This is a genomic window from Mycobacterium sp. IDUB_19 (genome assembly GCF_055419445.1).
In genome coordinates this window covers 2,608-15,438 of sequence record NZ_JBVAXR010000004.1, presented here as the reverse complement: position 1 = coordinate 15,438, position 12,831 = coordinate 2,608, and the positions used below count along the sequence as shown (strand labels likewise).

9 protein-coding genes and 1 pseudogene are annotated in these 12,831 nt (G+C 63.4%); all 10 read left to right on the top strand.

Going from position 1 to position 12,831, the window contains the following annotated elements; all coding sequences use genetic code 11:
- Positions 1-4: 4 nt before the first annotated feature.
- Positions 5-2,257, top strand: a complete 2,253-nt coding sequence (gene scpA / locus ACZY0B_RS05110; RefSeq protein WP_463762947.1) for a methylmalonyl-CoA mutase — start codon at positions 5-7, stop codon at positions 2,255-2,257.
- A 39-nt stretch (positions 2,258-2,296) separates the two neighbouring features.
- Positions 2,297-3,310: a methylmalonyl Co-A mutase-associated GTPase MeaB gene (meaB, locus tag ACZY0B_RS05105; protein ID WP_463763160.1), complete on the top strand. Its 1,014-nt coding sequence runs from the start codon at positions 2,297-2,299 to the stop codon at positions 3,308-3,310.
- A 63-nt stretch (positions 3,311-3,373) separates the two neighbouring features.
- On the top strand, positions 3,374-4,660 hold the full coding sequence (gene lipL, locus ACZY0B_RS05100; protein WP_463762946.1) for an esterase/beta-lactamase LipL: 1,287 nt from the start codon (positions 3,374-3,376) through the stop codon (positions 4,658-4,660).
- A 286-nt stretch (positions 4,661-4,946) separates the two neighbouring features.
- A complete protein-coding gene (locus tag ACZY0B_RS05095) occupies positions 4,947-5,915 on the top strand; it encodes a sulfotransferase family protein (RefSeq protein ID WP_463762945.1) in 969 nt (322 codons plus the stop codon).
- Positions 5,916-6,089: 174 nt separating this feature from the next.
- Positions 6,090-7,211 carry an NAD-dependent epimerase/dehydratase family protein gene (locus tag ACZY0B_RS05090; protein ID WP_463762944.1) on the top strand — a complete coding sequence of 374 codons (1,122 nt, stop codon included), beginning with the start codon at positions 6,090-6,092 and terminating at the stop codon, positions 7,209-7,211.
- A gap of 159 nt (positions 7,212-7,370) precedes the next feature.
- Entirely contained in the window at positions 7,371-8,471 is a 1,101-nt protein-coding gene (locus tag ACZY0B_RS05085; RefSeq protein WP_463762943.1) for a class I SAM-dependent methyltransferase, read from the top strand.
- Positions 8,472-8,753: 282 nt separating this feature from the next.
- Positions 8,754-9,560: a TylF/MycF/NovP-related O-methyltransferase gene (locus ACZY0B_RS05080; protein WP_463762942.1), complete on the top strand. Its 807-nt coding sequence runs from the start codon at positions 8,754-8,756 to the stop codon at positions 9,558-9,560.
- Positions 9,561-9,591: 31 nt separating this feature from the next.
- Positions 9,592-10,860 (top strand): glycosyltransferase, encoded by a 1,269-nt coding sequence (locus ACZY0B_RS05075; RefSeq protein ID WP_463762941.1) that lies wholly within the window; start codon positions 9,592-9,594, stop codon positions 10,858-10,860.
- A 323-nt stretch (positions 10,861-11,183) separates the two neighbouring features.
- Positions 11,184-12,461 (top strand): glycosyltransferase, encoded by a 1,278-nt coding sequence (locus ACZY0B_RS05070; RefSeq protein ID WP_463762940.1) that lies wholly within the window; start codon positions 11,184-11,186, stop codon positions 12,459-12,461.
- Positions 12,462-12,741: 280 nt separating this feature from the next.
- Positions 12,742-12,831 (top strand): annotated as a pseudogene (locus tag ACZY0B_RS05065) (macrocin O-methyltransferase); the annotation flags it as partial.

Sequence of the window (12,831 nt, the reverse complement as noted above, 5' to 3'; positions counted from 1 at the left end):
TACGATGACGACTTCTACTCCTGTGATCGGCAGCTTCGCCGAGATCCCACTGCACGGCGATCGCGCCGGCCAGCAGCCGACGGAAGCCGCTGTGGACAAGTACGTCGCCGCGGCCGCCGCCGCGCACTGGTATTCGCCCGATCAGCTGGTGTGGCATACGCCAGAGGACATTGACGTCAAGCCGGTGTACATCGCCGCCGATCGTGCCGCCGTCGAGGCCGACGGCTACCCGTTGAACAGCTTTCCCGGCGAACCGCCGTTCGTGCGCGGCCCGTACCCGACGATGTATGTCAACCAGCCGTGGACAATCCGGCAGTACGCCGGCTTCTCGACCGCCGCGGAGTCCAACGCGTTCTACCGCCGCAACCTGGCCGCCGGCCAGAAGGGCCTGTCGGTGGCCTTCGACCTGGCCACCCACCGCGGATACGACTCCGACCATCCCCGCGTTCAGGGTGATGTCGGAATGGCTGGTGTGGCAATCGATTCCATCCTGGACATGCGGCAGCTGTTCGATGGGATCGACCTGTCCACGGTGTCGGTGTCGATGACGATGAACGGCGCCGTGCTGCCGATCCTGGCGCTGTACGTGGTGGCCGCCGAGGAGCAGGGGGTGCCGCCGGAGAAGCTGGCCGGCACCATCCAGAACGACATCCTCAAAGAGTTCATGGTGCGCAACACCTATATCTATCCGCCCAAGCCGTCGATGCGCATCATCTCCGACATCTTCGGCTACACCAGCGCCAAGATGCCGAAGTTCAACTCCATCTCGATCTCGGGATACCACATCCAAGAGGCCGGTGCCACAGCGGATTTGGAGCTGGCGTATACGCTGGCCGACGGTGTCGACTACATCAAGGCGGGCCTGGACGCCGACCTGGACATCGACAAGTTCGCGCCCCGGCTGTCCTTCTTCTGGGGCATCGGGATGAACTTCTTCATGGAAGTCGCCAAACTGCGGGCCGGCCGGTTGTTGTGGAGCGAACTGGTCAGCCAGTTCGACCCGAAGAGCGCGAAATCGCTTTCACTGCGCACACATTCGCAGACCTCTGGCTGGTCGCTGACCGCGCAGGACGCGTTCAACAATGTTGCCCGCACCTGCATCGAGGCGATGGCCGCAACCCAGGGCCACACCCAGTCGCTGCACACCAACGCGCTGGACGAGGCGCTGGCGCTGCCCACCGACTTCTCCGCCCGGATCGCTCGTAACACCCAGCTGGTGCTGCAGCAGGAGTCGGGTACCACGCGGCCGATCGACCCGTGGGGCGGCTCGTATTACGTGGAATGGCTGACGCATCAGCTCGCGCAGCGGGCGCGTGCCCACATCGCCGAAGTCGCCGAGCACGGCGGGATGGCGCAGGCCATCGACGACGGGATTCCCAAGCTGCGCATCGAGGAGGCCGCCGCGCGCACCCAGGCCCGGATCGACTCTGGGATCCAGCCGGTGGTCGGGATCAACAAGTATCAGGTCGAAGAGGACCAGGAGGTCGAGGTCCTTAAGGTCGAAAACAGCCGGGTACGCGCCGAGCAGCTGGCCAAACTGAAAGACCTGCGGGCAAGCCGCGATTCGCAGGCAGTCGACGCCGCCCTGGCCGAGTTGTCCCGGGCAGCCGCCGCGCACGGCCGCGCAGGTGAGGATGGGCTGGGCAATAACCTGCTGGCGCTGGCCATCAACGCCGCGCGGGCCAAGGCCACGGTTGGGGAGATCTCGGATGCGCTGGAGAAGGTGTACGGCCGCCACCAGGCGGAGATCCGCACCATTGCCGGCGTCTATCGCGACGAAGCCGGAAAGGCTCCGAACATGGCAAGCGCCACCGAACTAGTCGAGAAGTTCGCCGAGGCCGACGGCCGCCGGCCCAGGATCCTGGTCGCCAAGATGGGCCAGGACGGCCACGACCGGGGTCAGAAGGTCATCGCGACGGCATTCGCCGACATCGGCTTCGACGTGGACGTCGGATCGCTGTTCTCCACGCCCGAGGAGGTGGCGCGTCAGGCCGCCGACAACGACGTGCATGTGGTCGGCGTGTCCTCGCTGGCCGCCGGACATCTGACCCTGGTGCCGGCACTCCGCGACGCGCTGGCCGAGGTCGGCCGGCCCGACATCATGATCGTGGTCGGTGGCGTCATTCCGCCGGGCGACTTCGACGAGCTCTACGCGGCGGGGGCCGCCGCCATCTTCCCGCCCGGGACGGTGATCGCCGACGCCGCGATCGGCTTGCTGCACAAGCTGGCCGAGCGGTTGGGTTACGACCTCAGCTAGATGGCGACCGATGCCGGCAAGGCCGACCGCCCGACGACGATGAGCGCCGCGGAGCGGCGCGAGGAGGAGGCGGGCAACCTGGAAGCCGTCGAAGGGTTAGCCGAGGCCATTCGCGGCGGCGATCGGGCGGCGCTGCCACGGGCCATCACGCTGTTGGAGTCCACCCGTGCCGACCATCGCGAGCGGGCGCAGCAATTGCTGCTGGACTTGCTGCCCGACTCCGGCAATGCCCATCGGGTAGGCATCACCGGAGTCCCCGGGGTGGGCAAGTCCACCGCCATCGAGTCGCTGGGCATGCAGCTGATCGATAGCGGCCACCGGGTGGCGGTGCTGGCCGTGGACCCCTCCTCGACGCGCACCGGCGGCTCGATTCTCGGCGACAAGACCCGGATGTCCCGGCTGGCGGCGCACCCCGACGCCTACATCCGGCCATCGCCGACGTCGGGAACTCTGGGTGGCGTAGCAAAGGCCACCCGGGAGACGGTCGTCCTGCTGGAGGCCGCCGGTTTCGACGTGATCCTGATCGAAACCGTAGGCGTCGGCCAGTCCGAGGTGGCCGTGGCCAACATGGTCGACACCTTCGTGCTGCTGACCCTGGCCCGCGCCGGCGACCAGCTGCAGGGCATCAAAAAGGGCGTGCTGGAGCTGGCCGACATCGTGGTGGTGAACAAGGCCGACGGCGAGCACCTGGCCGAGGCTCGCAAGGCCGCGCGGGAGCTCTCGTCGGCGATCAGATTGATCTATCCACGCGAAACCCTATGGCGGCCACCGGTTCTCACGATGAGTGCAATGGAGGGGACTGGCCTGACCGAGATGTGGGAGACCGTCGAGCGCCATCGCCAGGTGCTCACCGAGGCCGGGGAGTTCGAAACCCGGCGGCGAGCACAGCAGGTCGACTGGACCTGGCAGATGGTCCGTGACACGGTTCTGGATCGGGTGTTGTCCAACCCCGCGGTGCGCAAGATGCGCGCCGAGATGGAGCGGCAAGTCAAGGCCGGTGAGCTGACCCCCGCGATGGCGGCCCAGCAAATACTAGACGCGGCGTCGCGCTAACGGAAAGGTAAATTAATCCGCGTTTTTTCCTCTGACAGGCCGATCCGAAGTAAATTCAAAATCGTGACGATAGACAACGGGGTCGATCATCGCGCGGATCCCTCTCACGATGGCCTTGACGCAGGTCATCGTGTGTTCGGCGCGGCGGACCCAAACTTTTCTTGCGTCGTTCGTGGCTTTTCCAGCCTGTTTCCCGGTCGCCGGTTCGGCGGCGGCGCGCTGGCGGTCTATCTCGACGGGCAACCCGTCGTCGACGTGTGGACAGGCTGGTCGGATCGGGCGGGCCGGGTGCCCTGGACGGCCGACCGGGCGCCGATGGTTTTCTCCGCCACCAAGGGCATGGCCGCGACGGTCATTCATCGGCTGGCCGATCGTGGGCTGATCGATTACGAAGCCCCGGTCGCCGAATACTGGCCGGAGTTCGCGGCCAACGGCAAAGGGGCGCTCACCGTTCGCGAGGTGATGAGGCACCGGGGTGGCCTGTCGGGCTTGCGCGGCGCCACCCAGGAGCACTTGCTGGACCACCTCGTCATGGAAGCGCGGCTGGCCGCGGCGCAGCCCGGACGCTTGCTGGGCAAACCGGCCTACCACGCACTGACCTTCGGCTGGCTGATGTCCGGCTTGGCCCGGGCCGTGACCGGCAAGGGCATGCGTGCGCTGATTCGCGAGGAGCTGGCCGAGCCGTTGGGCACCGACGGCATGCACCTGGGCCGGCCACCCGCCGGCTCCCCGACGCGGGTCGCCGAAATCATCATGCCGCAGAACATCATCGGCAATCCCGTGCTCGCCTACGCGGCACGCAAGGTCGCCACGGAGCTGTCCGGCGGATTCCGATCGATGTACTTCCGCGGCGTAATGGCCGCCGTGCAAGGCGATATTCCACTACTGGACGCCGAGATGCCGGCAGCGAACGGGGTGGTGACTGCTCGCGGCTTGGCGCGGATGTACGGTGCCATCGCCAACGGCGGTGAGATCGACGGCACCCGGTTCTTGTCGCCGGAGATCGTCGCCGGGCTGACCGGGCGGCGCAGCCTGAAAAGGGACCGAAACATCATGGTGCCCTTGTCATTCCACCTCGGGTATCACAGCGTGCCGTTCGGCAACGTGATGCCGGGCTTCGGGCACGTCGGGATGGGCGGTTCCTTCGGCTGGGCCGACCCCGCGTCCGGGCTGGCATTCGCATTCGTGCACAACCGGCTGTTGTCGCCGTTGCTGGCGCTGGATCACTCCGGGGTGGCCACGTTGGGCAATTTGCTCCGGGTCGGCGTCGGAAAGGCGCGCAGGCGCGGTTTCCGGCCGGTGACCGAATTCGGGGCGCCGTTCGGCGAGCCTGACGCAGCTACCGGCTGACCTGCTTATCCCCTGCGGAATTGCGGCGCCGACGATAAGATCGGCAAACCCTCGATGGTGAACATCCGGTGCCGGCCAAACAACCACGAGGCAGGGGCCGAGTGAAAGGTGTTTCGTTGCGCACCACCCACCGAGCAACCGACTCGCCCACAGCCACTTTCTTGCAGTACCGTCAATTACATCGGTCAGTGATTAAAATCCGATGTTGCGTCGCGACGGACAGGGGAGGGGTCTGTTGCTTCTGTCTCGCGGACTCGCGCGCCGTATCCGGAATGCGACTGCGCCCATGACTGCGACCGATGGTCAGGCCAAGAACGCCCGTCGCAGGGTCGTCCTCTTCGTGCTGGGACCGCAAAGGTCGGGAACATCGGCAATTACGCGCGTTCTTTCCCTGTGCGGTGTTGCACTGCCTGCCGGGATGTTGGGCGCCGACGCGGGAAATCCGCGCGGCTATTGGGAACCGCGCAAAGCCATCGCCATCAACGAAGGCATCCTGTATCGCCACCAGAGCGCCTGGTTCGACCCGTCGCTGCGGTCGATGGACGATGCGCTCGATGCCAAGGAGATGGCCGCCTGCATCGATCAGATCCAGAGCTATCTCACCCGGCTGCCAGACGCGCCGCTGCTGGTGATCAAGGAACCCCGGATTACGACGCTGTCTCACCTTTGGTTCGCAGCGGCGCGACGGGCCGGGTTCGAGGTTGCTGTCGTGATCACGGTGCGGCACCCGATGGAGGTGATCTCGTCCGTCGCTGCGACCTGGCAAGTCTCGCGCGAGCTCTCGGGTGCTTTGTGGTTGAAGTACAGCCTCCTGGCAGAGCGGAACACGCGCGGTCTGCCGCGCGTGTTCGTTGACTACGCCGACTTCCTCGACGACTGGCCACGGGAAATAAAGCGGATCGCCACGACCCTCGACGTCGATCTGAACACGCAGCAAGAGGCTGCAATCGAGGAGTTTCTCACTCCTGATCTCCGGCGCCAGCGACACTCCGGATCCGTGCAGGGACTCATCGGCGCGGACTGGATTTCCGGGGTCTACACAACGCTCTGCGAGGCCGCGCACGACGAGCCCACGAACCAGGCCGCACTCGATTGCATTTTCGAGTCGTACAGCGCGAGCGAACACGAGTTGCGGGCGGCGTTCCAGGATTTCCGCAGCAAGAAAGTGCTCTTCCGGTTCCTGCGGCCATCGATCGCGATGCCGATGATGGAGCTTGTCGCGTTGGCACACCGGCGCCGGGGGACCTGGGCCTAGCGATTCTGCCGAGCCAACGCGGGTTGATTGGCTCCCGAATAGTGGCTAGCCGGCCTATATCGGAATTGCTGCTAGCGCGCGGGCGGTCCTCGATATGATCGGCTGAACCCATTCTCGGCAACGCATGTGTTCGTACTACCAACGAACGGGAGACGTCGGCCCTTGTCAAAATCCGTGCTTATCACTGGTGGAGCTGGATTCATCGGGTCGGCGCTGTCGCGCCGCCTCGTCAACGCCGGTTATGACGTCGCCGTGATGGATGTGCTGCACCCACAGGTGCACGCCGCAGGTCAAGCGATCGACTTGCCGACGTCCGTGCGGCTACTCACCGGCGACGTCACCCATGCGCCCGACTGGGACGCTGTACTTCGATTGTTTCGTCCGTCCCAGATCGTCCATTTGGCAGCCGAGACGGGAACGGCACAGTCGCTCTCGGAGGCGACCCGCCATGGCTCCGTCAACGTGGTGGGCACCACCCAGCTTCTTGACGCCCTGAGCCGCTCGGGACTGGTGCCCGACCAGCTGGTGCTGGCGTCGTCAAGGGCTATCTACGGCGAGGGCGCATGGCAATGCGGCGCGCAAACCTTCTATCCGCGGCCTCGCAGCCATGCACAGCTGGCGGCCGGCATCTGGGATCCGCAAGGGCCAACCGGTGAACGTGCGGTGCCACTTCCGAGCTGCGCAGGCAGGACGGAGCCTCGGCCAACCAACGTGTACGCGGCGACCAAGCTCGCCCAGGAGCACACGTTGGCCGCTTGGACCGCCGCACATGACACGAACGTCAGCGTGCTGCGACTACAGAACGTTTATGGGCCGGGCCAGTCGCTGACCAATTCATATACGGGGATAGTTGCTCTCTTCGCACGGTTGGCCCGCGAGCAACACTCGCTGGAGGTCTACGAAGACGGTCGGATCGTGCGCGATTTCGTGTACATCGACGACGTGGTCGACGCGCTTTTCGCTTCGGTCCAGCAACCCGCGGCCGAGCAACGCTGCCTGGACATCGGGTCTGGCGCCCCGACAACGATCCATGAGCTCGCGCAAACGATCAGCGCCGTCTGCGGCGCCCCCGAACCGGTCGTCGTATCGAAATTCCGCGACGGAGATGTGCGTGCCGCGAGCTGCGACATCGAGCCCGCGAAACAAGTGCTGGATTGGCGTCCTAAGTGGACGCTCGACGACGGTTTGCGCGAACTGCTGAAATGGATCGCACAGCAGCACGAATCCCCTTCCACGGCAACCGATCACACACTCGAATCAAACCACTCGGTAGCAGAACATGCCGGGCGGAATTGACGACGCGCGCACTTCGAACAGGACAAGCACGCCGGTCGAACCGGGACGCGGTGAAGCGGAGTTCGCTGGGGGCTCGGGATGACTTACAGGCAATCGTGTGATTCATTCAATAATTGATGTGACCCGCTATTAGTCTGGCCAGAACAGGGAGGTGAACCGGTGGGCGTTGGGGACGGCAAGCGGGCAGTGGAGCGGACGGCAGTTCATCATCTGTGGAAAGCGGTCCTCGTTGGCACTGCGCTCGCCGTGGCCACGGCATGTTTCTTCGTGCCGGCTCTCCTCATCCCGATCGGCGTAGTCCTGGCGTTGCTGGTAGGTGCACGCATTGTTTATCCGGGGCGGGATCGCTACATTCCCAATTTGTATGCCCGCGACACCAGGATTTATGACGACGCCTATGGCGATTTTGTTCGCCACACCATGTCGGATCTGCGCCGACGCCGGATTCGAGGCCACACATTGTTGTCCGAAGCCTCGAACTTGGCGGGGCCGTCACTGGGCGGGTCCGACGAACTGATCCTGGATCTCGGCGTCTGGATCGGGTGGTCGACAAGGCTGATATCCGATGCCAGCGACCGGATGGTTTACGGTTTCGATAGCTTCGAGGGTCTCGTTGAGGACTGGAAACTTGAGGACCACGTCGTCAAGCGTGGAACGTTTTCATTGACAGATCCATTCGCACAACGCTTTATGCACGACACTGGTGTGACTTTCCACGAGGGCCTGCCTGACGCCCTCGGTCGTAAAGTCCAGTTCATCAAGGGAAGCACCTACGATACGCTGGCCCCATTTCTGGCAGACCGGCCAAACGCGCCAATCAGGCTCTTCCACATGGATTTGGACACCTATGAGAGTTGCCTGCATGCGTTAGAGACGTGCAAGGAGCACTTCGTTCCGGGATCGATCCTCGTCTTCGATGAGTACCTCGTCACCAATGGCGAAATGCGGGCGTTCTTCGAGTTTCAGAATCGCTACGAGCTGGAATGGCAATACCGGGCCTGGGGACTCGAGATGATGGAGATGAATCTCGAGATGGTTTCCCACCGATGGAAACGCATATGTTATCGCTTGGTCGCGCTTCCGGTTTATTGGTTGATCGGGGAGGGCAGCTTCACCGTGAAGTGCTTCCGAAAGCCGTTTTGGCGATTTTGGTTAGGCGCTCCGATAAGCGACATGATTTTCCTGCTCGGTGCCGCTGGGTCGCGGAAGTCGGTGAGTCTAGAGATTACCGGTCTGGGCAAGCTTGAGCGCATGCGCTAGCGTGACGTAGCTTGACCGGCGATTGGCGGTAGACTGCCCCACGCTATGGGGTCCTGGAAGTTCGATTGGTTCGGCTCCTGCGCGAGCAAAGCTCAAGCCGCCTTCGAAGGCTCTGGAAGGCACAGATCCTTTGAGGTCAGGCGGTATGTGTGATGACCGGTTGCGCCGGAGGCTTGAGGGGAAAACCGCGAAACGCGTTGGCGGGGTCAGTGGCCGTCTAGGCTGAACAACCGGCTGACACATGGGAAGTAGAAGTAGAGGCATGGGAAGTAAGGGGCAGTTTTGACCGCGACTGAATGCGACTCGCGATCTGCGTATCTCGACCTACTCCGTCGTGAGCTCACCAGATACGGTCACGATCAGCTGGTGCCCGTCGGGTGGTATCGCCTGGGGCGGCCTGTTTTCAATACCCGCAATTTTATGCTGGTCCGTAAATATAAGTTTGACGAGCATGCCCGGAACTTGGGCCTGGATTGGCCGACGGATGCTCTGACGATGATTGGGATGCAGCGGCTGACCAGTCTTCAGCATTGCGTGGAGGCGGTGCTTGCCGACGGCGTTCCGGGTGATCTGGTCGAGTGTGGCGTGTGGCGTGGCGGCGCGTCGATTTTGATGCGTGCTGTCCTTGCGGCTTATGGGGATCAGACGCGACGTGTCTGGCTGGCTGACTCTTTCGCCGGCGTGCCACCCCCGGATCCCGCGAATTACAAAGCCGACAAAGGGATTAAGCTGCACCGCCACGCGAAAATACTGGGAGTCCCGGAGGCGGAAGTCAGGGCGAACTTCCAGCGTTATGGTTTGCTCGACGAACAGGTTGAATTCATCCCCGGCTGGTTCAAGGACACGTTGGCTGACGCTCCGATTGAGCAGATTGCCGTGTTGAGGCTCGACGGTGATCTGTATGAATCGACGATTCAGGCTCTCGATGCGCTGTACCCGCGCTTGTCGTCCGGCGGTTATTGCATTATCGATGATTACCACGCGCTGAAAGCGTGTGAGCAGGCCGTGGCCGATTACCGCGAGAAGCACGGAATCTCTGCCGAGATCGTGGAAATCGACGGTACAGGTGTGTTGTGGCGCAAGCCGTGACCGCCAGACAACCGTAAGCGTTGGATCCGCAATGAAATTCGTGCTGGCAAATTATGGAACTCGAGGCGATGTCGAGCCTTCCCTCGTTGTCGCACGCGAACTTCAGCGCAGGGGCCACGATGTGCGGATGGCCGTCGCGCCCGACCTGATGGAATTCGTTGAGGCGGCCGGGCTTCCGGCGGTCTCCTACGGACTCGATACGCGGACCTGGCTGGACGTGTACCGCAACTTCTGGACTTCCTTCTTCAGCAGGTTCTGGCGGGTCCGGCAGTTGCGAAGGCTGTGGCACGAGATGTGGGAGCTCAGCGACCAGTGCTGGACCCAGATGAACACAACGCTGGTGTCGCTGGCTAAGGATGCCGACCTGCTGTTCGCCGGGCTGAGTTACCAGGAACCTGCCGCCAATGTTGCGGAGTACTACGACATTCCGCTGGCCACGCTGCATCACGTTCCGATGCGGCCCAACGGTCAGGTCGTTTCCGTCCTGCCTCCACCGGTGGCCCGCTACGCAATGACGGCGTTCGACTGGTTCTGTTGGCGCCTGAACAAGAAGGTCGAGGACACGCAGCGCCGCGAACTCGGCCTGCCGAAGGCAACCGGACCCTCGCCGGGACGGATCGCCGAACGCCAATCGCTGGAAATCCAGGGTTACGACGAGGCGTGCTTTCCGGGGTTGGCAACCGAGTGGGCGAAATGGAACGGCCACCGTCCCTTCGTCGGCACGCTGACGATGGAGTTGACGACTGATGTCGACGACGAGGTCGCGTCGTGGATCGCCGCGGGCACACCGCCGATTTGCTTTGGTTTTGGCAGCATGCCGGTGGAATCGCCGGCCGACACGATCGAGATGATCAGTGGGGCCTGCGCAGAGTTGGGAGAACGGGCATTGGTGTGTGCCGGCTGGAGCGACTTCAGCGGCGTCTCGCATTCCGACCAAGTCAAGGTGGTGGGCGCGGTCAACTACGCGAAGGTCTTTCCGGCCTGCCGCGCCGTCGTGCACCATGGCGGCTCTGGAACGACGGCCGCAAGCATGCGCGCCGGAGTTCCCACGCTGATTCTCTCGATGGACCCCAACCAGACGATCTGGGGATCGCAGCTCAAGAAACTGAAAGTGGGTACCACTCGCCGCTTTTCGAGCACCACCCGCGAATCGATGGTTGCGGACCTGCGCCGGATCCTCGATCCGGAATACGCGACGAGAGCTCGCGCGCTCGCTGCTCGGATGACCAAGCCCGCCGAGAGCGTCAGCACCGCTGCCGATCTGGTCGAAGACTTCGCTCGCGCGAAGCATTACGCCTAACCGGCTCGCCGACAATTACACGGGTGATATAGCCCGATCCCGCTGACCTGATTCGGTGCCCCTGGCGTACTCTTCATTCGTCCGGGTGCCGCCATGTACTCAAAACTTTGCCGAACTGTTGCCGTTATTGAATATTAAATCCGCAGAACGCCTTTGGTCTTCCCATCACCTCTTCTGATAGCAGGCATACGCCCGCTACGATGTAGCCGTGGCAACGGCAAATTTGGGGGAACCTGAACCATGGAAGACCGGTCTGAACAAGGGATAAACACGCTAGCCTGGGCTTGCTTACAACGATCCGAAGTGATAGGTCTAGCCTCGCGATGAAATTTGCTCTGGCATGTTATGGAACTCGTGGGGATGTCGAGCCTTCGCTCGCCGCGGGACGCGAACTGCTGCGTAGGGGGCACGAAGTTCGCATAGCCATCCCGCCCAACCTGCTTGGCCTGGCCGAGACGGCAGGGCTTGACGCGGTTGCTTACGGGCCGGATATGCAGTCGTTCTGGGACGACGAGTTCCTGCGCGATTTCTGGTCGAGGTTCCGCCGCACGTTCTGGACTGTCAAGGGTCCGATCGAGTTGGTGCGCGAAGCCTGGGAGCCTGTTCTGCGGTCCTGGACGGACATGAGCGAGACCCTGACGGCGCTGACCGCCGGGGCCGACGTGCTCTTCACCGGCCAGCTGTTCCAGGACCTAGCCACGAACGTCGCCGAGTACTACGACATCCCCCTGGCCGTGCTGCATTACATCCCGATGCGGCCCAACGGCCAGCTGATTCCGAACCTGCCGTCGCCGCTGGTCCGCACTGGTATGGCGGCGTACGACTGGATGGTCTGGCGGATGAACAAGAAGGCCGAGGACACGCAGCGCCGTAAGCTCGGCCTACCGAAAACCGATTGTGCCTCTCCGCAGCGGATCGCTCGACGCGGGTCGCTGGAACTACAGGCCTACGACGCGGTGTGCTTCCCCGGGCTGGCGAAAGAATGGGCGAAATGGGGTGAGCGGCGGCCGTTTGTCGGCGCGCTGACGATGGGGTTGACGACGGATATCGACGACGATGTCGCGGCGTGGGCGAACGCCGGAACACCGCCGATCTGCTTTGGCTTCGGCAGCATGCCGGTCAGCGAAACCCCGAGCGACACGGTCGAGATGATCGCCGCGGCCTGCGAGCAGTTGGGCGAGCGGGCGTTGATCTGCGCCGGTTGGGCAGACTTCAACGAGGTGCCGCATTTCGATCACGTCAGGGTGGTCGGTGCGGTGAATTACGCGAAAGTCTTCCCGGACTGCCGCGCGGTGGTGCACCACGGCGGCTCGGGCACTACGGCCGCGGGCCTACGTGCCGGACTCCCCACGCTGATCCTCTGGACGGCGGGCGACCAGCCGTTCTGGGGCGGTCACCTCAAACGTCTGAAAGTGGGTGCTGCCCGGAAGTTTTCGGCCACCACCAAAGACACGCTGATCGAGGATCTGCGGGAGATCCTTACCCCGGAATGCGCCACCCGGGCGCGTGCAGTCGCCACCCAGATGACTTCGGCCGAGGACAGTGTCACTCGCGCCGCTGATCTCCTGGAAAGTTTCGCTCGTAACGGACGTTTTGCGTGATCGGCGCTAGCTTCGGGACCATCTTTGCGTTGCGCGCAGAGAGGTGGGGGGCGTCCGGGTAAGCGGCGCGGCCGCGGGATTCGGAGGCCAGCTGCCCGGTACTCAGCTAACATGCTTGGGGGTTGGTATGGACGGCATCTCGAGCCCTTGGTCTTGCGGGATCGGATGGCTGGTCGAGCGGGGGAGTTGACGGAAGATCGTGGAACGCGTTGGTGAGGTCGAGGGGCGTCTGGGCTCCATGGCTGGGAGTAGTGGCATCCGAGGAGAGGCAGCATTGACCGTGACTGATTGCGACTCGCGGTCTGCGTACCTCGATCTGCTCCGTCGTGACCTCACTCGATACGGCCAGGACGAGCTGGTGCCGGTCGGG